Origin of the sequence: Serratia sp. BNK-10, from assembly GCF_047456065.1 — a bacterium.
GTDB lineage: Bacteria > Pseudomonadota > Gammaproteobacteria > Enterobacterales > Enterobacteriaceae > Serratia > Serratia ureilytica.
This window is the reverse complement of sequence record NZ_CP179894.1, coordinates 1,433,935-1,455,125: the sequence shown is the minus strand read 5'-3', so window position 1 is coordinate 1,455,125 and position 21,191 is coordinate 1,433,935. Positions and strand designations below refer to the sequence as shown.

At 61.5% G+C, this 21,191-nt stretch carries 21 protein-coding genes and 1 pseudogene; 15 read left to right on the top strand and 7 right to left on the bottom strand.

Going from position 1 to position 21,191, the window contains the following annotated elements; all coding sequences use genetic code 11:
* Window positions 1-167 precede the first annotated feature (167 nt).
* The 4 genes from hcp to ltaE all read left to right on the top strand — a co-directional run bounded on the left by hcp (window position 168) and on the right by ltaE (window position 6,055).
* Window positions 168-1,817, top strand: coding sequence for a hydroxylamine reductase (hcp, locus tag ACMGG9_RS07050; protein ID WP_414162005.1), 1,650 nt, complete (start codon window positions 168-170; stop codon window positions 1,815-1,817).
* Between the two features lie 55 nt (window positions 1,818-1,872).
* Window positions 1,873-2,874: an NADH oxidoreductase gene (hcr, locus tag ACMGG9_RS07045; RefSeq protein WP_414162004.1), complete on the top strand. Its 1,002-nt coding sequence runs from the start codon at window positions 1,873-1,875 to the stop codon at window positions 2,872-2,874.
* 198 nt (window positions 2,875-3,072) lie between these two features.
* The gene (gene poxB, locus ACMGG9_RS07040) at window positions 3,073-4,794 is read left to right on the top strand and encodes a ubiquinone-dependent pyruvate dehydrogenase (RefSeq protein ID WP_033650657.1); all 1,722 of its coding nucleotides are present in this window, start codon (window positions 3,073-3,075) and stop codon (window positions 4,792-4,794) included.
* Between the two features lie 244 nt (window positions 4,795-5,038).
* Window positions 5,039-6,055 (top strand): low-specificity L-threonine aldolase, encoded by a 1,017-nt coding sequence (gene ltaE, locus ACMGG9_RS07035; protein ID WP_033650656.1) that lies wholly within the window; start codon window positions 5,039-5,041, stop codon window positions 6,053-6,055.
* A 29-nt stretch (window positions 6,056-6,084) separates the two neighbouring features.
* On the opposite strand, the gene ACMGG9_RS07030 is transcribed toward ltaE, so the two are convergent.
* Window positions 6,085-6,432 carry a DUF1294 domain-containing protein gene (locus ACMGG9_RS07030; protein WP_033642539.1) on the bottom strand — a complete coding sequence of 116 codons (348 nt, stop codon included), beginning with the start codon at window positions 6,430-6,432 and terminating at the stop codon, window positions 6,085-6,087.
* Window positions 6,433-6,582: 150 nt separating this feature from the next.
* Between ACMGG9_RS07030 and ACMGG9_RS07025 the strand changes: the two genes are divergently transcribed.
* On the top strand, window positions 6,583-8,022 hold the full coding sequence (locus ACMGG9_RS07025; protein WP_033650655.1) for a DUF2867 domain-containing protein: 1,440 nt from the start codon (window positions 6,583-6,585) through the stop codon (window positions 8,020-8,022).
* A 158-nt stretch (window positions 8,023-8,180) separates the two neighbouring features.
* A complete protein-coding gene (locus ACMGG9_RS07020; RefSeq protein ID WP_004928393.1) occupies window positions 8,181-9,191 on the top strand; it encodes an NAD-dependent epimerase/dehydratase family protein in 1,011 nt (336 codons plus the stop codon).
* On the opposite strand, the gene ACMGG9_RS07015 is transcribed toward ACMGG9_RS07020, so the two are convergent.
* The gene (locus ACMGG9_RS07015; RefSeq protein WP_414162003.1) at window positions 9,192-10,028 is read right to left on the bottom strand and encodes an N-acetylmuramoyl-L-alanine amidase; all 837 of its coding nucleotides are present in this window, start codon (window positions 10,026-10,028) and stop codon (window positions 9,192-9,194) included.
* Between the two features lie 187 nt (window positions 10,029-10,215).
* Here ACMGG9_RS07015 and ACMGG9_RS07010 point away from each other — a divergent pair, with 187 nt between their 5' ends.
* Entirely contained in the window at window positions 10,216-11,745 is a 1,530-nt protein-coding gene (locus tag ACMGG9_RS07010; RefSeq protein ID WP_414162002.1) for a DUF3300 domain-containing protein, read from the top strand.
* 53 nt (window positions 11,746-11,798) lie between these two features.
* On the opposite strand, the gene ACMGG9_RS07005 is transcribed toward ACMGG9_RS07010, so the two are convergent.
* Complete coding sequence (locus tag ACMGG9_RS07005; RefSeq protein ID WP_004928400.1) at window positions 11,799-12,122, bottom strand: heavy metal-binding domain-containing protein; 324 nt, start codon at window positions 12,120-12,122, stop codon at window positions 11,799-11,801.
* A gap of 159 nt (window positions 12,123-12,281) precedes the next feature.
* On the opposite strand from ACMGG9_RS07005, the gene ACMGG9_RS07000 reads away from it, so the two are divergent.
* The 8 genes and pseudogenes from ACMGG9_RS07000 (at window position 12,282) to ACMGG9_RS06965 (ending at window position 17,534) form a co-directional block, all read left to right on the top strand.
* On the top strand, window positions 12,282-12,824 hold the full coding sequence (locus tag ACMGG9_RS07000) for a lipoprotein (protein ID WP_033642535.1): 543 nt from the start codon (window positions 12,282-12,284) through the stop codon (window positions 12,822-12,824).
* Window positions 12,825-13,088: 264 nt separating this feature from the next.
* Window positions 13,089-13,817 (top strand): arginine ABC transporter ATP-binding protein ArtP, encoded by a 729-nt coding sequence (gene artP / locus ACMGG9_RS06995; protein ID WP_089192582.1) that lies wholly within the window; start codon window positions 13,089-13,091, stop codon window positions 13,815-13,817.
* Window positions 13,818-13,849: 32 nt separating this feature from the next.
* Window positions 13,850-14,581: an arginine ABC transporter substrate-binding protein gene (artJ, locus tag ACMGG9_RS06990; protein ID WP_033642533.1), complete on the top strand. Its 732-nt coding sequence runs from the start codon at window positions 13,850-13,852 to the stop codon at window positions 14,579-14,581.
* Window positions 14,582-14,590: 9 nt separating this feature from the next.
* The gene (gene artQ / locus ACMGG9_RS06985; protein ID WP_025159684.1) at window positions 14,591-15,307 is read left to right on the top strand and encodes an arginine ABC transporter permease ArtQ; all 717 of its coding nucleotides are present in this window, start codon (window positions 14,591-14,593) and stop codon (window positions 15,305-15,307) included.
* Window positions 15,307-15,975, top strand: a complete 669-nt coding sequence (gene artM, locus ACMGG9_RS06980) for an arginine ABC transporter permease ArtM (RefSeq protein ID WP_099783622.1) — start codon at window positions 15,307-15,309, stop codon at window positions 15,973-15,975. The genes artQ and artM overlap by 1 nt, the downstream gene beginning before the upstream one ends.
* Before the next feature lie 199 nt (window positions 15,976-16,174).
* Complete coding sequence (gene artJ / locus ACMGG9_RS06975; protein WP_015377297.1) at window positions 16,175-16,909, top strand: arginine ABC transporter substrate-binding protein; 735 nt, start codon at window positions 16,175-16,177, stop codon at window positions 16,907-16,909.
* A gap of 101 nt (window positions 16,910-17,010) precedes the next feature.
* Window positions 17,011-17,262, top strand: coding sequence for a type II toxin-antitoxin system Phd/YefM family antitoxin (locus ACMGG9_RS06970; protein ID WP_004928423.1), 252 nt, complete (start codon window positions 17,011-17,013; stop codon window positions 17,260-17,262).
* Window positions 17,252-17,534, top strand: a pseudogene (locus tag ACMGG9_RS06965) (type II toxin-antitoxin system RelE family toxin). The gene ACMGG9_RS06970 and the pseudogene ACMGG9_RS06965 overlap by 11 nt, the downstream one beginning before the upstream one ends.
* Here the strand turns inward: ACMGG9_RS06965 and rlmC are convergent.
* The 4 genes from rlmC to potH form a co-directional block, all read right to left on the bottom strand.
* Window positions 17,531-18,658 (bottom strand): 23S rRNA (uracil(747)-C(5))-methyltransferase RlmC, encoded by a 1,128-nt coding sequence (gene rlmC / locus ACMGG9_RS06960; protein ID WP_033650649.1) that lies wholly within the window; start codon window positions 18,656-18,658, stop codon window positions 17,531-17,533. The pseudogene ACMGG9_RS06965 and the gene rlmC sit on opposite strands and share 4 nt — an antisense overlap.
* 68 nt (window positions 18,659-18,726) lie before the next feature.
* The gene (locus ACMGG9_RS06955) at window positions 18,727-19,206 is read right to left on the bottom strand and encodes a YbjO family protein (protein ID WP_047024958.1); all 480 of its coding nucleotides are present in this window, start codon (window positions 19,204-19,206) and stop codon (window positions 18,727-18,729) included.
* A gap of 161 nt (window positions 19,207-19,367) precedes the next feature.
* Window positions 19,368-20,213 (bottom strand): putrescine ABC transporter permease PotI, encoded by an 846-nt coding sequence (gene potI / locus ACMGG9_RS06950; protein WP_042784088.1) that lies wholly within the window; start codon window positions 20,211-20,213, stop codon window positions 19,368-19,370.
* Window positions 20,210-21,172, bottom strand: coding sequence for a putrescine ABC transporter permease PotH (gene potH, locus ACMGG9_RS06945; protein ID WP_046686755.1), 963 nt, complete (start codon window positions 21,170-21,172; stop codon window positions 20,210-20,212). Before potH ends, potI begins: the two co-directional genes overlap by 4 nt.
* Between the last annotated feature and the right edge of the window lie 19 nt (window positions 21,173-21,191).

The window sequence follows — 21,191 nt, the reverse complement described above, 5'->3', positions numbered from 1 at the left end:
GGGTCACCCGGCCCCCAAAGCGTAATCATTCCCATCCGCACGGCAAAATTGCGCTAAATCAAACTTGCCCACAGTAGTCGCACAAAAGCCTTTTGCAACCCCGATCGCCGATCTATGCTTTTAAACAAGCATTATAAATGCAACTTTAAAAATAAAAGGAAGCGACTATGTTCTGTGTGCAATGTGAACAAACCATTCGAACCCCGGCAGGCAACGGCTGCGCGTATGCTCAGGGCATGTGCGGCAAAACGGCGGAAACCTCCGATCTGCAGGATCTGCTGGTGGCGGCGCTGCAGGGCCTCTCCGCCTGGGCGCTGCAGGCGCGTTCGCTGGGCATCGTCGACCACGAAATCGACAGCTTCGCCCCGCGCGCCTTCTTCTCCACCCTGACCAACGTTAACTTCGATTCCCAGCGCATCATCGGCTACGCGCGGGAAACCCTGCTGCTGCGCGACTCGCTGGCCGCCCGTTGCCGGCTGCTGGATGCCGACGTGCGCGTCGATCACCCGATGGCGGCGCTGCAGCTGGCCGGTGACGCTATGCCTGCGCTGCTGCAGCAGGCGGCGCAGTTTGCCCTCGACAGCGACAAGGCCGAGGTCGGCGACGACGTACACGGTTTGCGCCTGCTGTGTCTGTATGGCCTGAAAGGTGCGGCGGCCTATATGGAACACGCGCACGTGCTCGGCCAGTTCGACGAACAGCTCTATGCCGACTACCACGCTTTCATGGCCTGGCTCGGCACCCGGCCGCGCGACGTCGATACCCTGCTGAACAACGCCATGGGCATTGGCAAGATGAACTTCAACGTGATGGCGATCCTCGATCGCGGTGAGACCCAGGCCTACGGCGATCCGCAGCCCAGCGCGGTCAACGTGCGCCCGGTGGCCGGGAAAGCCATTCTGATTTCCGGCCACGATCTCAAAGATCTGCGCATGCTGCTCGAGCAAACCGAAGGGCAAAACGTCAACGTCTACACCCACGGTGAAATGCTGCCGGCGCACGGCTATCCGGAACTGAAAAAATTCAAGCACCTGGTGGGCAACTACGGCAGCGGCTGGCAAAACCAGCAGACGGAATTCGCCAAATTCCCTGGCCCGATCGTGATGACCTCCAACTGCATCATCGATCCTAACGTCGGCAACTACGGCGATCGCATCTGGACCCGCAGCATCGTCGGCTGGCCGGGCGTCAACCATCTGGAAGGCGACGACTTCGGCGCCGTGATCCGCCAGGCGCAGGGCATGAACGGCTTCCCTTACACCGAGATTGAGCACCTGATCACCGTCGGCTTCGGCCGCCAGACACTGCTGAACGCCGCCGACACGGTCATCGACCTGGTGTCGCAGAAAAAACTGCGCCACGTCTTCCTGGTCGGCGGCTGCGACGGCAGCCGCGACGAGCGCAGCTACTTCACCGACTTCGCCCGCAGCGTGCCGCAAGACTGCCTGATCATGACGCTGGCCTGCGGCAAATACCGTTTCAACAAACTGGATTTCGGCACGCTGGAAGGGCTGCCGCGCCTGCTGGACGTCGGCCAGTGCAACGACGCTTACTCCGCCATCATGCTGGCGGTCAAGCTGGCGGATACGCTCGGCTGCAGCGTCAACGAGCTGCCGCTCAGCCTGGTGCTGTCGTGGTTTGAACAGAAGGCAATCGTCATTCTGCTGACGCTGCTGTCGCTGGGGGTGAAAAACATCGTCACCGGCCCGACCGCACCGGGCTTCCTGACCGACAACCTGATGGCGATCCTCAACGAGAAATTCGGCCTGCGTCCGATCACCACCGTCGAGCAGGAGATCGCAGCGCTGCTCGCCTGATGCCGTTACGTTATGGGGCCGCCTGCGCCGGCCCCTTTGCTTTTTGAGGTGCCCGATGACTCAACCCACTCCGCTTTGCCCGAACCGCATGCAGGTGCATTCCATCCAGCGTGAAACCGCCGACGTCTGGACGCTGAACCTGATCTGCGACGTTTTCTACCCTTACCAGGCTGGCCAGTTCGCGCTGGTCAGCATTCGCAACAGCGAGGAGACGTTGCGCGCCTATACGCTCTCCTCCTCGCCCGGCCAGAGCCGCTTTCTCAGCATCAGCGTGCGCTGCCTGCCGGACGGCATCGGGTCGCGCTGGCTGACGCAAGAGGTCAAGCCCGGCAACACGCTGTGGCTGTCCGACGCGCAGGGCGAATTCAGCTGCGAGCGCCACCCGGCCGATCGTTATCTGATGCTGGCCGCCGGCTGCGGCGTGACGCCGATCGTCTCGATGTGCCGCTGGCTGACCGCCAACCGTCCAACCTGTGATATCGCCGCGATCGTTAACGTGCGCACGCCCGCCGACACGATTTTCGCCGATCAGTGGCGCGCGCTGTGCGCCGCCCATCCGCAGCTGCGCCTGACGCTGATGGCCGAGCAGGATCTGCAACCCGGCTACCTCAGCGGCCGCATCGATGAACAGACGCTGCGGCAGGCGGCGCCGGACATCGCCGAACGCACGGTAATGACCTGCGGCCCCGCGCCCTACATGGATCAGGTGGAGCAACTTTGTCGCCGGCTCGGCGTGCCGGCCGAGCGTTTCCATAAGGAGCAGTTCCACACGCCGACGGCGCAGGCTGACGCCACCGAAGGGCTGACGCTGCGCGCCGCCCGCCCGCTGCGCGAATTCCGCGTGCCGGTCGGCAGCACCCTGCTGGCAGCGATGGAGGCCAATGCCCTGCCGGTCAACGCCGCCTGCCGCGCCGGAGTATGCGGTTCGTGCAAAACCCGCATCCTCGAGGGCGACTACACCACCACCAGCACCATGACGATGAGCGAGGAAGAGGTAGCGCAGGGCTACGTGCTGGCCTGCAGTTGCCAGCTGCAGGGCGACGTCACGCTGGCGTGATCCCTGGCCCCATCGCCGCGATGGGGCATTTATCGGCAAGTTCCCCGTGGCCAGCCCGGTTACACTTTTTCCCGTCCTACGCTCTTTACCCTTCCTGACCGCATCTCGTCCACAGCCGGTAAGCTATGCTTGCAGTTGTTCTGCTGCCACTCACCGGATCGAGTCCACATCGTTTTTCAAACCATGTTTGGGGGAACCATGAAGCAAACCGTAGCCACACTGATCGCCAAAACGCTGGATCAAGCCGGCGTAAAACGCATTTGGGGCGTGACCGGCGATTCGCTCAACGGCCTCAGCGACAGCCTGCACCGCATGGGCACCATCGAATGGCTGGGCACCCGCCATGAAGAGGTGGCCGCCTTCGCCGCCGGCGCCGAAGCCCAGCTCACCGGCCAGTTGGCGGTGTGCGCCGGTTCCTGCGGCCCCGGCAACCTGCATCTGATCAACGGCCTGTTCGACTGCCACCGCAACCATGTGCCGGTGCTGGCGATCGCCGCGCACATCCCTTCCAGCGAAATCGGCAGCGGCTACTTCCAGGAAACCCATCCGCAGGAGCTGTTCCGCGAATGCAGCCACTATTGCGAACTGGTTTCCAACCCGGAACAGCTGCCGCGCGTGCTGGAGATCGCCATGCGCAAGGCGATCCTCAATCGCGGCGTGTCGGTGGTCGTCTTGCCGGGCGACGTGGCGCTGCGCATGGCGCCGGAAGACGCGGCCGTGACCTGGCATACCCCGGCGCTGCCGCTGGTGCAGCCGCCGATGAGCGAGCTGAACAAGCTGGCGGAAACGCTGAACAAGGCGAAGAACATCACCCTGATGTGCGGCAGCGGCTGCGCCGGCGCGCACGATGAAGTGGTCAAGCTGGCCGAACTGCTGCAGGCGCCGGTGGTGCACGCGCTGCGCGGTAAAGAACATATCGAATGGGACAACCCGTACAGCGTCGGCATGACTGGACTGATCGGTTTCTCCTCCGGTTATCACGCGATGATGAACGCCGACACGCTGGTGCTGCTCGGCACCCAGTTCCCCTATCGGGCGTTCTACCCCACCAACGCCAACATCATTCAGATCGACATCAACCCCGGCAGCATCGGCGCGCACTGCCCGGTCAATATGGCGCTGGTGGGCGATATCCATACCACCCTCACCGCCCTGCTGCCGCAGCTGGAGGCGAAGCGCGATCGGGCGTTCCTCGACAAGGCGCTGGAGCATTACCGCAACGCGCGCAAGGATCTCGACGGGCTGGCGACCGCCGGCGACGACCAACCGATCCACCCGCAGTATCTGGCGCAGCAGCTCAGCCACTATGCCAGCGACGACGCCATCTTCACCTGCGACGTCGGCACGCCGACGGTGTGGGCCGCCCGCTACGTGAAAATGAACGGCAAGCGCCGCCTGCTCGGTTCGTTCAACCACGGTTCGATGGCCAACGCCATGCCGCAGGCGATCGGCGCTCAGGCCACCGCGCCGGATAAACAGGTGATCGCCATGTGCGGCGACGGCGGCTTCACCATGCTGATGGGCGATTTCCTGTCGCTGGCGCAGCTCAAGCTGCCGGTGAAAATCGTGGTGTTCAATAACAGCGTGCTGGGATTCGTGGCGATGGAGATGAAGGCCGGCGGCTACCTGACCGACGGCACCGATCTGCATAATCCGGACTTCGCGGCGATCGCCAACGCCGCCGGCATCAAGGGCATCCGCGTGGAAAAAGCCTCCGATCTGGACGGCGCGCTGCAAGAGATGTTGGCGCACCCCGGCCCGGCGCTGCTGGACGTGGTCACCGCCAAGCAAGAGCTGGCGATGCCGCCGCAGATCAAGTTCGAACAGGCGAAAGGCTTCAGCCTGTACATGCTGCGCGCCATCATCAACGGCCGCGGCGACGAAGTGGTCGAGCTGGCGAAAACCAACTGGCTGCGCTAGCCGTATTTCCCGGATAGGGAAGCGCCATATCCGGGATTTTTATCTGTGGCTCAAAAAGAATCGGGCTATGATGGAAACCGTATTCTCCTTCAATTCATTATTGCCATCCCCAATAGATTTCAAGTTGCAGCCGGGCGGCCGGCAGGCGAATCCCCAGGAGCTGACTCAAGTCAGTGACTGGGGGTCTCCTGTGCAGCCAACAACGCTGCGGCTTGAAAGATAAAGGGGGATTAAAAGGAACCCTATGCTTATCGATCTACGCAGCGACACCGTCACCCGCCCCAGCGCCGCCATGCGCCAGGCGATGGCTCAGGCAGAAGTCGGCGACGACGTCTACGGCGATGATCCGACGGTCAACGCGCTGGAGGCGGAGGCGGTGCGTCTGTCGGGCAAAGAAGCGGCGCTGTTTCTGCCCAGCGGCACCCAGGCCAACCTGGTGGCGCTGCTGAGCCACTGCCAGCGCGGCGATGAATATCTGGTCGGCCAGCAGGCGCACAACTACAAATACGAAGCCGGCGGCGCAGCGGTGCTGGGCAGCATCCAGCCGCAGCCGATCGAGGCCGACGCCGACGGCACGCTGCCGCTGGACAAGCTCGCCGCCGCCATCAAACCCGACGATATCCACTTCGCCCGCACCCGGCTGTTGAGCCTGGAAAACACCATCAGCGGCAGAGTCTTGCCGCAGGCCTACCTGCAGCAGGCGTGGCAGTTTACCCGCGAGCGGCAGTTGGCGCTGCATATCGACGGCGCGCGCATCTTCAACGCCGCCGTGGCGCTGAACCTGCCGCTAAAAGAGATCGTGCAATACTGCGACACCTTCACCATTTGCCTGTCGAAAGGGTTGGGCACGCCGGTCGGATCGCTGCTGTGCGGCAGCGAGGCTTTCATCCAACGCGCGCTGCGCTGGCGCAAGATGACCGGCGGCGGGCTGCGCCAGGCCGGCATTTTGGCGGCGGCCGGCCTCTACGCGCTGGAGCATAACGTCGCGCGGCTGCGCGAAGACCATGACAACGCGGTCTGGCTGGAGCAACAGCTGCGGCAGATCGGCGTAGAGATCGCCGAACCCGGCGCGCAGACCAACGTGCTGTACCTGCGCCAAACGCCGGCGCTGGCGGCCAAACTCGGCCCGTGGATGCGCGAACGCGGCGTGCTGATCAGCAGCGGCCCGCTGACGCGCATTCTGACCCACCTCGACGTCAGCCGTCAGGATCTGCAGCGGGTGGTCGAACTGTGGCGGGAGTTTCTTCAGCAGCACGCCTGATCGCTCGGGGCGCAGACCGCGCCCCGCACTCAGAAGATCCAGCGGCCGTAAACCCAGTACCACAGCCCCAGCACCGCCGCCAGATTGAGCGCCACGCTGAGGATGAACCAGGTTTTAAACGGCTGCTTCTGGGTCTTGTGGCGAAACAGCTGCTGCGCCAGCAGCGCGCCCAACCAGCCGCCCAGCGCGCCGAACAGCAACAGCGTCGTCTCCGGCACCCGTCGCCATCCCTTGCGCGCCGCCAGCTTATCGCCGCCGTAGATCAGAAACGTCAGCAGGTTGGCCGACAGCAGCCACATCCACACCGGATGCGGCGAGAACAGGCTGGCGATCAGCGCCAGGCCCAGCAGGGCGTAACAAATCACATTGAGTTTCATGGCATTCGGTTTTTCGTGCGATAAGGGGCGCGTAGTGTGAACTCGCGCCGCGGCGGATGCAACCGGCTTATACCCATACAAAAAGTGCATTTAAACCCTGAATTTGGCATCCTGTCGTTCTGCGATTCTTTCACCGCACAAGGCGGCCCGATGACACCCCAACGCGTACTGGTTCTTGGAGCCAGCGGCTATATAGGCCAGAACCTGATCCCGCACCTGATCGAACAGGGGCACCAGATTACCGCCGCCGCACGGCGCATCGAGTGGCTGCAGGAGCAGAACTGGCCGCAGGTCAACTGCCTGTATGTCGATCTGTACCGCCCGGAAACCCTGAGCGCGGCGCTGTGGGAAATCGATACGCTTTACTATCTGGTGCACGCGATGGGCGACGGCGACGACTTTATCGAGAAGGAACGCCAGGCGGCGGAAAATCTGCGCGATGCGCTGCGCAATGCCTGCGTCAAGCAGGTGATCTTTCTCGGCGCGCTGCAGCCGAACGACGACAGTTCGCCGCACCTGGCGGCGCGCCGCCTGACCGGCGAGATCCTGCGCCAGAGCGGTGTGCCGGTGACCGAGCTGCGCGCCGGCATCATCGTCGGCCCCGGCTCGGCGGCGTTCGAAGTGATGCGCGACATGGTCTATAACCTGCCGGTGCTGACGCCGCCGCGCTGGGTGCGCTCGAAGTCGTCGCCGGTGGCGCTGGAGAACCTGCTGGTTTACCTGGCCGATCTGCTGGCGCACCCGGCGGAGGAACACCGCATCTTCGACGTCGCCGGGCCGGAATACCTCAGCTATCAGGACATGTTCCAACGCTTTATCGCCATCAGCGGCAAACGGCGCTGGCTGATCCCGATCCCCTTGCCGACGCGGCTGATTTCAGTGTGGTTCATCAGCCTGATCACCTCGGTGCCGACGCCGATCGCGCGCGCGCTGATCCAGGGCCTGAAGCACGATCTGCCCGCCGACGGCAAACCGTTGCAGGCACTGATCCCGCAACGTCTGCACACCTTCGATCAGGCGGTCACCGCCACGCTGCAGCGCGAGCTGGAGGTGGTCGATTCCGCCGACTGGGGCTACGATCCGGCGGCGCGGGCCCGCTGGCGCCCCGGCTACGGCTATTACCCGAAACAGGCGGGGTGTTCGCTCGACACCGCCGCCTCCAGCCAGGCGCTGTGGCAGACGGTGCAGCAGTTGGGGGGCGAGGAAGGCTATTTCTACGCCAATATCCTGTGGCGGATCCGCGCCCGCATGGACGACATGATCGGCAACGGCGTGGTCTATGGCCGCCCGGCGCGCGCGTCCCTGGCGCTGGGCGACGAGATCGACGGCTGGAAAGTCATCACGCTGAAGCCGCTGCGGCAGCTGGCGCTGCTGTTCGGCATGAAGGCGCCGGGGCTAGGGCGGCTGAGCTTCACCATTACCGATCGCGGCGATCGCCGCACGCTGGACGTGCGCGCCTGGTGGCATCCGGCCGGCTTCAGCGGGCTGCTGTATTGGTTCGCCATGATGCCCGCGCATCTGTTCATTTTTCGCGGCATGGCGAAGCGCATCGCGACGCTGGCCGAGAACCTGGACCGCCAACAGCGCTGAATGCCGTTCATTTGTCGATCAACCGCACAGTTTGCCGCTGTGCTTCGGGGCTTTCCGATTGCATAGCGCACGAAATCACGGAAGAATGGCATCTTATTTGCTGGGAGCGCCGCAAGCGCCCGCCGGTATTCCGATTTTGGGTGAGAATAGAGTCCGTTATGAAGGTATTGGTCACCGGTGCAACCAGTGGGTTAGGCCGTAACGCCGTTGAATATCTGCGCCGCCAGGGCATCAAAGTGCGCGCCACCGGTCGTAACCAGGCGATGGGCGGCCTGCTGGAAAAAATGGGCGCGGAGTTCATTCATGCCGATCTCACCAACCTGATCTCTTCGCAGGCCAAAGCGATGCTGGCGGACGTCGATGTGCTGTGGCACTGCTCCAGCTTTACCTCGCCCTGGGGCACCGAAGAAGCCTTCGAACTGGCCAACGTCCGCGCCACCCGCCGCCTCGGCGAATGGGCGGCGGCCTATGGCGTGGCGCAGTTCATTCACATCTCTTCCCCGGCGATCTATTTCGACTACCACCATCACCGCAACGTAACCGAAGACTTTCGCCCGCAGCGTTACGCCAACGAGTTCGCGCGCAGCAAGGCCGCCGGCGAGCAGGTGATCCAGCAATTGGCGCTGTCCAATCCGCAGACCCATTTCACCATTTTGCGCCCGCAGGGCCTGTTCGGGCCGCACGACAAGGTGATGCTGCCGCGGTTGCTGCAGATGATCAAACGCTACGGCAACCTGCTGCTGCCGCGCGGCGGCGCGGCGATGGTGGACATGACCTATCTGGAGAATGCGGTGCACGCCATGTGGCTGGCGACGCTAAAAGAAGACACGCCGTCCGGCCGCGCCTACAACATCACCAACCAGCAGCCGCGCCCGCTTCGCACCGTGGTGCAGCAGCTGATCGACGATTTGGGCATGAAGTGCCGCATCCGCTCCGTTCCCTATCCGATGCTCGACATGATGGCGCGCGGCATGGAGCGCCTGGGCAGCAAAAGCGAAAAGGAGCCGGTGCTGACCCATTACGGCGTCGCCAAACTCAACTTCGATCTCACGCTCGATACCACCCGCGCGCAGCAAGAGCTGGGCTATCAGCCGATCGTCTCGCTGGAAGAAGGCATCGCGCGCACCGCCCGCTGGCTGAAAGATCACGGCAAACTGCACGGCCTGTAATCAACGCCACGCGCCGTACTTCAACAGCAGCGCATCGATAATCGCCTCACTCTCTGCATCCGGCTCGCCGCGAACATCGTCGGGCCGGAAATGCATCTGAAACGCCGCCAGCACATTGCGCTGCTGCCGCGCATCCCACGACGGGTCGATCGCGTAGCCGTAACGCGCCAGCTTTTCGAGCAGCGGCGCCAGCGGCACCGGCGCCTGTCTGTCTCGCCCCGCCAGCAGCCGCTGCACGTCTGCCTCGTCCGGCCAGGCGCCGATGCCGGCCTGCGCCAGTTGCCGCCAGGGGAACAGCGGGCCGGGATCCTGTTTGCGCTGCGGCGCGATGTCGCTGTGCCCCACCACGTCCTGCGGCTGAATGCCATAGCGTTGGATAATGTCGCGGCTCAGCGGAATCAACACGGCGATCTGTTCCGCCGTGTAGGGCTGCCAGTGGGTGAACAGCATGCTGCGGGTGAAACCCTTGTTGACGATTTCAATGCCGATCGAGGTGTCGTTGAGATTGCTGCGCCCGCGCCAGCCGCTGGTGCCGGCATGCCAGGCGCGCATCGCCTCCGGCACCAACCGGTACACCGTCGGTTTGCCGTGTTCGCGCTGCGGGTGCGCCGGCAACAGGTAGTGTGCGCTGACGTGTTCATCGGTCAGCGTTTTCAGTGATGAATGAAAGTCTTCCGCCGTATAGTGCATCACCAGAAACCGAATGCGCTGATCGGCGCCCTGCGCCTGATGCAAGGTTTCGAGCTGGTAAGCGCCACGATCGACGAGCGTGTCCTGCTGCGGATTTTGGCATCCCGCCAACAGCGCGGCGGCGATGATCCCTAGCCAAATTTTCACTTATCCTCCTGATTGACGTCCGTGAAAGATGTAACGCGACGCGAGTGATCTGTATCCAATCATCACGCTCATCGAGAAATAATGACAGATAGCGCCGATGTGCAAGCGAGTGTTGCTCCCGGCTGGCGGCCTTTCCCGCCCATGATAGTCTCAAAGTATCATCTGCGCTGAAAGAGCGGAGTCGAACATGTTCACGCTACGCTATCTGTCCTGGTTGCTCTGTGCCGCCATGCTGCCGCTCAGCGGCTGCGATCGGCAAAAAGTCGCCGACGCGATGGGCGGGAGCGCCCCGCCCTCGGCCGCGCCCGTCACGAGTGCCAGCGCGCCGGCCTATACGCCGCTGAGCGCCGATCAACTGTACCAGTTGGTCAGCCCGGTGGCGCTGTTCCCCGACAAGCTGCTGGCGCAGGTGTTGGCCGGCGCGGGCTATCCTGACCAAATCAGCGCCGCGGATGCCTGGCTGGCGCAAAACCGCGGCTTGCAACCGGCGGCGCTCAGCTCAGCGGTCGACGCTCAGCCCTGGGATCCCAGCGTGCGCGGCCTGGTGCAATTCCCCGACGTGCTCGATCAAATGGCGAAAAACATCCCCTGGACCACCGCCCTGGGCAGCGCCTACCTAAACGATCCCACCGACGTGATGAACGCCATTCAGGTGATGCGTCAACGGGCGGCCAGCCAAGGCACGCTGAAAAACACCCCGCAGCAGCGCATCGTCGTGGCGCCAACGACGCGTTATGTCGAACAGCAGCCCTATCGCCAGCGCGTGGTGGCGGCGCCGGGCGAGACCATCGTTATCGAACCCAGCCAGCCGGATACAGTTTACGTCCCGCATTACGATCCCTGGCAAGCCTACGGCACGCCGGTCCCGGCCTACCCGAGCTATCAGTATCAGCCCTCGGGCTACAGCGGCGGCGACATGCTGGCGGCCGGCGTGATCAGCTTCGGCGTCGGCATCGCGGTGGCTACCTTGCTTAACCAGCACGACAGCGGCTGGCACAGCTGGGATATGCGCTGGGACGATCGCCGCCAGCCGGTGGTCTACCGCAATGCGCCCTATGTATCACACTCCACCACCGTGGTGAATCGCGTCACCAACATCAACCAATATAACAACGTGAACACTGTGAATCGCAGCAGCACCAGCACGGTGAACAACTACAATACCGCCGCCGCGCCGGCGCCCCGCGTCACTCAACCGACGTCCATCGGCGCGCCGCAACAGCCGCACGTCGCGCCTGCGGCCCACGCGCCGATGACGCTGCCGAACTTTGCGCATACCCAGCCGGCGGCGCCTCACGTACAGCAGCCGGTAGCCATACACCAGCCGGTAGCGGCCGTCCCGCACGTGCGACAGCCGGTCATCGCGCCTCATGCACAGCAGCCGATGAGCACGCCGACGTTCACGCATGCCGTTCCGACGGCACCTCACCCGCAGCAGCCGACAGCCGTACATTCAGCGCCGCTACAGACGCATCCGATGCCGGCCGCTGCGCCGGTGCATCCAGCCGTCGCGCGCCCGCAGGTTCTGCAGGCCCCGCACGTCGCTCAGCCGGTGATCCGCGAACCGGCAGCGCCGCAGCATCCGGCGGCGATAAGCCCGATGCCGGCGCCGCAGCGCCATCAGACGTCCGTTCAGCCGATGCCGCATCGCCAGGAGCCGGCGCCCACGAAGCCGCAGGAACACCGCCCAATCGTCGAGCAGCACAAGGTGGGATAAATCAAGAGGATGTCGCCCCGGCGGAATGGCCGGGGCGAAAAGAAAGCATGGCGTTAGCGGCTCACTTTCACCGCGGTGCCGCTGACGGTCACCATCAGCATGCTGCCGTCTTTGCCAACGGTTTCATAATCGATATCAATGCCGACCACCGCGTTGGCGCCCAGCTCTTTCGCCTGGTCTTCCAGCTCTTCGAATGCGATCAGGCGCGCCTTGCGCAGCTCTTTCTCATAAGCGCCCGAGCGGCCGCCGACGATATCGCGCACGCCGGCGAAGAAATCACGAAAAATGTTGGCGCCGAGGATCGCTTCGCCGGTGACGACGCCGCAGTATTCGGTGATGGTAAACCCTTCCAGGGTCGGGGTAGTTGAAAGCTGCATCAGAACTCCTTGTTTGATTAATTCAACGTATCTATGACCAGAAGATTGGCATTATGTTCGCTTAATCAATGGCACGCAGTACGAATGCAAGGCCAAAAAACGCATTTATACTGTAAGCTATCGGTCTTCATGGTAGAGACTTTCACATAAGGTAATAAGATGAAAACAAAAACGATTGCGGCTGTTTTACCCTTAGCGCTGTTGCTGAGTGCCTGTACCACGGTGGAACCGGCATACAAGGATATCGGCACCCGCAGCGGCAGCTGTGTGGAAGGCGGCCCGGATACGGTCGCGCAAAAGTTCTATGACCTGCGCATCCAGCAAGGCTCCAGCCTGCCGGACAGCAACCGCCTGGCGCAGCTGCAGCCTTATCTGAGCAAAGTGCTGTATCAGGATCTGGTCAGCGCCGCTCAAAATCCGGGCAAGCATCAGATAACCGGCGATCTGTTCTCCGGCAACGCGCAAGGGCCAAGCAGCGCGTCCGTCGCCAGCGCCTCGACCATTCCCAACACCGATGCGAAGAACATCCCGCTGCGCGTTGACTTGAGCTACCAGAAAGACGCCAACAGTACCGTGAACTGGCAAGACGAAGTGCTGATGGTGCGCGAAGGCACCTGCTGGGTGGTTGATGATATTCGCTACCTGAATGTTCCAGCACACGCCACCAACGGCAGCGTGCGTCAGGTGCTGGAAAACCGATAACCCGCACTCCCCGGCCGACGCGGGCCCGCCGCGTCGGTCGTTCCCGTCTCCCCTTGCGCCGCTCAGATTTCGTCCGATAGAAAAAATTTCGCTACCGATCTCACAGCCTGCGCCACAAATCCCCTCCCTCGGCCTGAGTCGCGGTATCTTGTGCTAATCTTTTACTGTCCCGCCGCACACTCATAAATTTTAACGCACAAAGATTGCATAAGTATTCTGTGGAAGTTAACATTTGCGGCATCAATGTCTATTCAATTCTGGCGCATGAGTATTCAACTTAACGGTATCAATTGCTATTACGGCGCTCACCAGGCGCTGTTTGACATCACGCTGGAATGTCCAGCCGGGGAAACCCTGGTGCTGCTTGGCCCAAGCGGCGCCGGGAAAAGTTCATTGCTGCGGGTGCTGAACCTGCTGGAAATGCCGCGCTCGGGTCAGCTAAAGATCGCCGGCAACCAATTCGATTTCAAGCAGGCGCCGGGCGAAAAAGCCATTCGCGAACTGCGGCAAAATGTCGGCATGGTCTTCCAGCAATACAACCTGTGGCCTCACCTCACCGTGGTCCAGAACCTGATCGAAGCGCCTTGCCGCGTGCTGGGTCTGACCAAGGCTCAGGCAATGGAGCGCGCCGACAAGCTGCTCAAGCGTCTGCGCCTGACCGACTTCGCCGATCGCTTTCCGCTGCACCTTTCCGGCGGCCAGCAGCAGCGCGTAGCGATCGCTCGCGCCCTGATGATGGAGCCGCAGGTGCTGCTGTTCGATGAACCGACCGCAGCGCTGGATCCGGAAATCACCGCCCAGATCGTCAGCATCATTCGCGAACTGGCCGGCACCGGCATCACTCAGGTGATCGTCACCCACGAAGTGGAAGTGGCGCGCAAGACCGCCAGCCGCGTGGTGTACATGGAAAACGGCCATGTGGTGGAGCAAGGCGACAGCAGCCACTTCACGCAGCCGCGGACCACCGAGTTTGCCAACTACTTATCACACTAACAATTAACTTGCTGTAATTTGGGGAGTTTGCGATGAAAAAACTAATAATCGCCGCCGTTCTAGCCGGCATCAGCGTTTCCGCCTCCGCAGCCGAAACCATCCGTTTCGCTACCGAAGCCTCCTATCCTCCATTTGAATTTATTGACGCCGGCAACAAAATTCAGGGTTTTGATGTCGATCTGGCCAACGCGCTGTGCAAAGAGATGCAGGCCGAGTGCACCTTCACCAATCAGGCGTTCGACAGCCTGATCCCAAGCCTGAAGTTCAAGCGTTTCGATGCGGTCATGGCCGGTATGGACATTACGCCGGAGCGTGAAAAGCAGGTGTTGTTCACCAAGCCGTACTACGATAACTCGGCGCTGTTCATCGCGCAGAAAGGCAAAATCGCCGACGTGGCGGCGCTGAAAGGCAAGAAAGTCGGCGTGCAAAACGGCACCACTCACCAAAAATACCTGACCGACAAGCACCCGGAAATCACCACCGTGCCTTACGACAGCTACCAAAACGCCATTTTGGATCTGAAGAACGGCCGCGTTGATGCGGTGTTCGGCGATACCGCAGTGGTCAACGAGTGGCTGAAGCAGAATGACGCGCTGGCGACAGTGGGCGCCAAAGTAACGGATAAAGACTACTTCGGCACCGGCCTCGGCATCGCGGTACGCCAGAAAAATACCGATCTGCAGGGCAAGTTCAACGCCGCCCTGGACAAGATCAAGCAGGATGGGACCTATGAAACCATCTACAAAAAATGGTTCCAGCAGTAATACGCCCCGATGAATGAATTACAACCTTTAGCAAGCGCCGCCGGCATGACCGTCGGCCTTGCCGTTTGCGCCCTGATCCTCGGGCTGATTCTGGCGATGCTGTTCGCCGTATGGGAATCGTCCCGCTGGAAAGCCGTCAGCTGGCTCGGCACCGCCTGGGTGACCGTGCTGCGCGGCCTGCCGGAAATCCTGGTGGTGCTGTTTATCTATTTCGGCTCGTCGCAGCTGCTGCTGATGCTCTCCGACGGCTTTACCCTTAACCTCGGTCTGTTTCAGTTGCCGATTCAGCTGGCGATCGACAATTTCGAAGTCAGCCCGTTCCTGTGCGGGGTGATCGCCCTGGCCTTGCTCTATTCCGCCTACGCCTCGCAGACGCTGCGCGGCGCGCTCAAAGCGGTGCCGCAGGGGCAGTGGGAATCCGGCCAGGCGCTGGGTCTCGGCAAAGCGGCGATCTTCTTTCGCCTGATCATGCCGCAGATGTGGCGCCATGCCCTCCCCGGCCTCGGCAATCAGTGGCTGGTGCTGCTGAAAGACACCGCGCTGGTGTCGCTGATCAGCGTGAACGATCTGATGTTGCAAACCAAAAGCATCGCCACTCGCACCCAGGAACCCTTTACCTGGTACGTGATCGCGGCGGCCATCTATCTGCTGGTGACGCTGTTCAGCCAATACGTCATCAAGCGCATTGAGCTGCGCGCCACGCGGTTTGAACGGGGGCCGGTCTGATGATTGAATATTTACCGGAAATCCTCAAAGGGCTGCATACCAGCCTGACGCTAACAGTCGCCGCGTTGCTGGTCGCGCTGCTGCTGTCGCTGCTGCTGACGGTGATCCTGACGCTGAAAACGCCGATCCTGACGCCGCTGGTCAAGATCTACGTGACGCTGTTCACCGGCACGCCGCTGCTGGTGCAGATCTTCCTGATCTACTACGGCCCCGGTCAGTTTCCGGCGATTCGCGACTACCCGTGGCTGTGGAACCTGCTGTCGCAGCCCTGGCTGTGCGCGATGATTGCGCTGGCGCTGAATAGCGCGGCCTATACCACGCAGCTGTTCTACGGCGCGGTGCGCGCTATCCCCGCCGGACAATGGCAGTCGTGCGAAGCGCTGGGCATGTCGCGCCGGCAGACGCTGCGCATTCTGCTGCCGTTCGCCTTCAAGCGCGCGCTGTCGTCTTACTCCAACGAAGTGGTGCTGGTGTTCAAAAGCACGTCGCTGGCCTACACCATCACGCTGATGGAAGTGATGGGCTATAGCCAGCTGATGTACGGCCGTACCTACGACGTGATGGTGTTCGGCGCCGCAGGTCTGGTGTATCTGTGCGTCAACGGCCTGCTGACGCTGCTGATGCGGCTGGTGGAGCGCCGCGCGTTGGCGTTTGAGCGCCGCAACTGAAGCCATCCCCCTTTCCAGCCCCGCCATTGCGCGGGGCTTTTTTTATCCCCATTGCAATATTTAATCATTTATATTGCATTTTAATTCACTCAGTGGCAGGGTTGTCAGCAGGTGTCCTCGCAAAAACCTCTGGCGATTACCAGTAAAAACAAACGATAGCGAAATAATCACTTTCAGGATCCAGACAGGAGCTCTACGCATGAAAAAACTGCTGCTTGCCGCGACGATGTTGGCCGGAATGACCTTTAACGCCACCGCAGCCGAGACTATCCGCTTCGCCGCCTCCGCCACCTATCCGCCGTTCGAATCGCTGGACGCCAACAACCAGATCGTCGGCTTCGATATCGACTTGGCCAACGCGTTGTGCAAACAGATGCAGGCGCAGTGCACTTTCACCAACCAGGCGTTCGACAGCCTGATCGCCGCGCTGAAATTCAAAAAATACGATGCGGTGATTTCCGGTATGGATATCACGCCGGAGCGCAGCAAACAGGTCGCCTTCACCCAACCTTACTATGCCAACTCGGCGATTGTGATCGCGCAAAAAGGCAAGTTCAGCTCGCTGGCTGATCTGAAAGGCAAAAAGCTCGGCATGGAAAACGGCACCACCCACCAGAAATACATGCAGGACAAGCACCCGGAGATTAACACCGTCTCTTACGACAGCTACCAGAACGCTATTCTGGAGCTGAAAAACGGCCGTATCGACGGCGTCTTCGGCGATACCGCCGTAGTGAACGAGTGGCTGAAAACCAACCCGCAGCTGGCGCCGGTCGGCGAACATATCACCGATGCGCAATACTTCGGCACCGGCCTCGGCATCGCGGTGCGCCCGGACAATCAGGCGCTGCTGGCCAAGCTGAACGCCGCGCTGGACGCCATCAAGGCCGACGGCACCTACAAGGCCATCAACGACAAATGGTTCCCGCAGTAAGTCCGCATGTGGAGTCGCCATCCTTCGGCGGCTCCATCCGATTGCCACCCCATTCGGTTAGTGCTAAATTTGATACTGAATTTAGCATCAAGGATAACATCATGACGGTTCAACCCATTCTTGCCGACTCGGCTGTCAGCATCAGCGATTTTAAGAAATCGCCCAACGCCGCTCTTAAAGAGGCACAAGGGCAACCGGTCGCCGTCCTGACCAACGGTAAGATTTCGGGATATTACGTCTCTCCGGAAACCTGGGAGGCGATCGCGGAATACCTGGAAGATATCGAACTCGCTGAAATCGTTCGTTCACGGATGAACGGCAAACGCATTAAGGTCAATTTGGATGACTTATAAGCTTGAATTCGAAGAACATGCGCTGAAGGAATTTAAAAAACTGTCCCCGGTGATCCGGGAACAGTTCAAAAAAGCTGGCATCGGTGCTGGTTAATCCCCACGTCCCCGCCAACAAACTCGCCGGTTTGCCCGATTGCTACAAAATCAAACTCAGAGCCTCAGGCTTTCGTTTGGTATATCGCGTCATGGAAACGGAGATCGTGGTTCTGGTCCTGTCTGTGGGCAAACGCGAACGTTCAGCGGCTTACACCGCTGCCAAAAAGCGCCTTTAACGCCGCACCAACAGCGTCAACACTTCGTAGTGCGCGGTATGCGGGAACATGTCGAACAGCTGCACCCGTTCGATGCGGTATCCCGGCAACATCTCGATATCTTTCGCCATGCTCTCGGCGTTGCAGCTGGAATACAGAATGTAATCCGGCGCCATCCGGCTCAAATAATCGCATAGCGCCTGGCCGATGCCGCGGCGCGGCGGGTTGACCAACACCAGCTGCGGCACCTGCCCTTCGGCGGTGGCGAAGCGGGTGGAATCGAGCGCCTGAAAATCGACCTGCAGCAACCCCAATCGCTGCGCCGACTGGCGCGCGCAGGCGATCGCTTCCGCGCTGATTTCGATGCCGGTCAGGCGAGTTTGCGGCTGCGCGCAGTGCAGGCCGAAACCGCCGACGCCGCAAAACAGATCCCACATGCTGTCGATACCCAGCGCGCGCACCCAGTCGCGGGCGGTGGCATACAGATCGGCGGCCACCTGCGGGTTGGTTTGGAAGAAGCTTTGCGGGCGGATGAACAGCGGCACCTGATTGAACTGTTCCTCCAGCGCCTGCTGTTCGGTCAGCGCGATCTCGCGCTCCCCTTCCATGATCGCCATATGCACCGGCTGAATATTGGCGGAGATAACCTTAAGCTGCGGCAGCTGTTGCTGCAGCCACGGCAGCGCGGCGCGCAGCTGCGCCAGCTTGGTTTCCGAGCGCAGCACGAAGCGCAGCATCACGCCGCCGTCGAGCGTGCTTTCGGTCAGCAGCAGGTATTTCAGCTCGCCGCGTTTGCGCGCCACGTTATACGGCGTCAGGCCGGCGCGGGCGATGAAGCTTTTCAGCACCGCAAACATCGGCGCAAAGCCGGCGGGATACAGCGGGCAGTCGCTCAGATCGACCGGCGTGCCGTCGCGGTGCAGCATGCCGAGCAGCGGGCGCTCCACGCTGCCGCTGACCACCATCTTGGCTTTATTGCGAAATGCGCTCAGTTCCCCCGCCGCCGGCTGCAGCCACTGCGCGACGTCGCGCCCGGCCAGCAGCGATTGCAGGTGATGCTGTTTGTCGGCCAGCTGCTGCGGATAGGGCTTTTCCAGCCACTGACAGGAACGGCAGGTGCCCGCCGTATACAAAGCGCAATGCATGAAGATACCGTGAAGTTCAGGATGACGAATTAAGGGCGCAGAGTTTACCACTCCGCGCGCCTAAAATCTCACTTGCGCGCGGTGAAGAAGCGGCGGCTGGCGGTGGGGACGAACAGCAGCGCCAGGATCACCGCGTCGGGGATCTTTTGCAGGATCAGAACGTGCAGGATTTGGCCGCTGGTTTCCCCTTCCACGGTGAACACCTCGGGGAAGACGCTGCCGATGGTGGCCAGCAGCAGGTAAAGCACCACGATGCACTGACAGGCCACGTAGCCCCAGCGCCCCCAGTTGCGGCCGCGCATCACCGCAAAACCGCAGCTGATTTGCAGGCACAGCAGCATCAGCCCGGCCAGAAAGATAAAGGTGGAATCCCACGCCTGCGCGCTGGTGCTGACAAACTCCTTCGCACCGTCGACGCCCAGCTCGCCCAGCAGCAGCACCACGCTGATACACTTGATCGCCACCATGGCGGTGCCCGCCACCATCACCGGCACCGGCGCATCCGAAGTCGATCTTATTCCCTGCCCGCTTTTCAGCATGTCTGACATATCCGTGTTCCGCTACGACGCGCCACTGCCCCTACGCCTTTCACATTGCCGCGTTGTTGGCGGCAGTGTGAAATTCATTGGAGCCATTCAAATGGCGCATGTAAAGTCAGGTAGTTAGTTGCAATACTTATTGATTGCAAAAATAGCAGGTTTGTTACGATTCAGCTACGGGCCGCCCGCTGCAATTCACGCGATCGTTGTTTTTCCGAGCGCGCCATAAACCACCAGGCGATCAGGCCGAGAATGCCCACCACCAGCAGGATCAGGCTGGCCAGCGCGTTAATTTCCGGATTCACCCCCATGCGCACGCTGGAGAACACCAGCATCGGCAACGTGGTGGCGCCTGGGCCGGAGACGAAACTGGCGATCACCAGATCGTCCAGCGACAGGGTAAACGCCAGCATCCAGCCGGAGATCAGCGCCGGCGCAATCATCGGCAAGGTGATGACGAAAAACACCTTCAGCGGCGGCGCCCCCAGGTCCATCGCCGCCTCTTCAATTGAGCGATCCACCTCGCGCAAGCGCGAACTGATCACCACCGCCACATAAGCGGTACAGAAGGTGACATGCGCCAGCCAAATGGTGAACATGCCGCGCTCCGACGGCCAACCGAAGGCGTGCCCCATCGCCACGAACAGCAGCAGCAACGACAGGCCGGTGATCACGTCCGGCATCACCAGCGGCGCGGTCAGCATAAACGCGAAGCCGGTCGAGCCGCGAAAACGGCCGAAACGCACCATCACCACCGCGGCGATGGCGCCCAGCACCACCGCGGCAGTGGCGGCGGCGGCGGCGATGGTCAGGCTGAGCCCCACCGCGCTAATCATCGCCGAATCGTGGAACAGTTCGCTATACCAGCGCGTGGACCAGCCGGCCCACACCGTCACCAGCTTGGAGCTGTTGAAGGAGTAAATCACCAGCATCAGCATCGGCGCATACAGGAAGGTAAAGCCGACAGTCAGGATGGCGATGCGCCACGGTGAACGCACTACCGGCAAGTTGTTCATGCCTGGCCTCCCATTTCCTTGTTCTGGTGCTTGTGGAACCACAATATTGGCACGATCAGCAACAGCAGCATGATGGTGGCGACCGCCGAGGCCACTGGCCAGTCGCGGTTATTGAAGAACTCCTGCCACAGCACGCGGCCGATCATGATGCTGTCCGGCCCGCCGAGCAGCTCCGGGATCACGAACTCCCCCACCGCCGGAATGAACACCAGCATCGAGCCGGCGATGATGCCGCCGCGCGTCAGCGGCACGATCACGCTGAAAAAGGTTTTCAGCGGCCGGGCGCCCAGATCCAGCGACGCCTCCACCAGCGAGTAATCCAGCCGGATCAGCGCCGTGTAGATCGGCAACACCATAAACGGCAGGTAGGAATAGACGATGCCGATATACACCGCCAGGTTGGTGTGCAGGATCACCAGCGGCTGGTCGATCACCCCTAACCACATCAGAAAGTTGTTCAGCGTGCCGTTGTTTTTCAGAATGCCCATCCAGGCATAGACGCGGATCAGGAACGAGGTCCAGGAAGGCAGGATCACCAGCAACAGCAGGATGTTGCGGGTCGACGCCTTGCTGTGGGCCACCGCCCAGGCCAGCGGATAGCCGATGATCAGGCAACACAGCGTCGAAATCGCCGCCACGCGCAGCGACTGCAGATAGGCGTCGATATACAGCGGATCGTCGGTGAGCTGCAGGTAGTTGGCAAAGTTGAGCGCGATGTTCAGTTTGCCGTCCACCCAGCTCATCAGCTCGGTGTAGGGCGGCACCGCCATCGCCAACTCCGCCAGGCTGATCTTGAACACGATCAGGAAAGGCAGCATAAACAGCAGCGTCAGCCATAAATACGGCAGCGCGATCACCAGCTTGCGGCCATGGGCCATCAGCAAGCGATGGAACAGCGCCCTGAGGGCGCCGGGCGCTTTGGCCGGCGGTTCCGGCGCGCGTTCAGAAAGCAGGGTCATACGGGTTACTCCTCACCGG

Bases quoted from the DNA above. Each gene is read 5' to 3' on its own strand.
- hcp (WP_414162005.1), top strand. From the start codon at position 168: ATGTTCTGTGTGCAATGTGAACAAACCATTCGAACCCCGGCAGGCAAC.
- hcr (WP_414162004.1), top strand. From the start codon at position 1,873: ATGACTCAACCCACTCCGCTTTGCCCGAACCGCATGCAGGTGCATTCC.
- poxB (WP_033650657.1), top strand. From the start codon at position 3,073: ATGAAGCAAACCGTAGCCACACTGATCGCCAAAACGCTGGATCAAGCC.
- ltaE (WP_033650656.1), top strand. From the start codon at position 5,039: ATGCTTATCGATCTACGCAGCGACACCGTCACCCGCCCCAGCGCCGCC.
- ACMGG9_RS07030 (WP_033642539.1), bottom strand. From the start codon at position 6,432: ATGAAACTCAATGTGATTTGTTACGCCCTGCTGGGCCTGGCGCTGATC.
- ACMGG9_RS07025 (WP_033650655.1), top strand. From the start codon at position 6,583: ATGACACCCCAACGCGTACTGGTTCTTGGAGCCAGCGGCTATATAGGC.
- ACMGG9_RS07020 (WP_004928393.1), top strand. From the start codon at position 8,181: ATGAAGGTATTGGTCACCGGTGCAACCAGTGGGTTAGGCCGTAACGCC.
- ACMGG9_RS07010 (WP_414162002.1), top strand. From the start codon at position 10,216: ATGTTCACGCTACGCTATCTGTCCTGGTTGCTCTGTGCCGCCATGCTG.
- ACMGG9_RS07005 (WP_004928400.1), bottom strand. From the start codon at position 12,122: ATGCAGCTTTCAACTACCCCGACCCTGGAAGGGTTTACCATCACCGAA.
- ACMGG9_RS07000 (WP_033642535.1), top strand. From the start codon at position 12,282: ATGAAAACAAAAACGATTGCGGCTGTTTTACCCTTAGCGCTGTTGCTG.
- artP (WP_089192582.1), top strand. From the start codon at position 13,089: ATGAGTATTCAACTTAACGGTATCAATTGCTATTACGGCGCTCACCAG.
- artJ (WP_033642533.1), top strand. From the start codon at position 13,850: ATGAAAAAACTAATAATCGCCGCCGTTCTAGCCGGCATCAGCGTTTCC.
- artQ (WP_025159684.1), top strand. From the start codon at position 14,591: ATGAATGAATTACAACCTTTAGCAAGCGCCGCCGGCATGACCGTCGGC.
- artM (WP_099783622.1), top strand. From the start codon at position 15,307: ATGATTGAATATTTACCGGAAATCCTCAAAGGGCTGCATACCAGCCTG.
- artJ (WP_015377297.1), top strand. From the start codon at position 16,175: ATGAAAAAACTGCTGCTTGCCGCGACGATGTTGGCCGGAATGACCTTT.
- ACMGG9_RS06970 (WP_004928423.1), top strand. From the start codon at position 17,011: ATGACGGTTCAACCCATTCTTGCCGACTCGGCTGTCAGCATCAGCGAT.
- rlmC (WP_033650649.1), bottom strand. From the start codon at position 18,658: ATGCATTGCGCTTTGTATACGGCGGGCACCTGCCGTTCCTGTCAGTGG.
- ACMGG9_RS06955 (WP_047024958.1), bottom strand. From the start codon at position 19,206: ATGTCAGACATGCTGAAAAGCGGGCAGGGAATAAGATCGACTTCGGAT.
- potI (WP_042784088.1), bottom strand. From the start codon at position 20,213: ATGAACAACTTGCCGGTAGTGCGTTCACCGTGGCGCATCGCCATCCTG.
- potH (WP_046686755.1), bottom strand. From the start codon at position 21,172: ATGACCCTGCTTTCTGAACGCGCGCCGGAACCGCCGGCCAAAGCGCCC.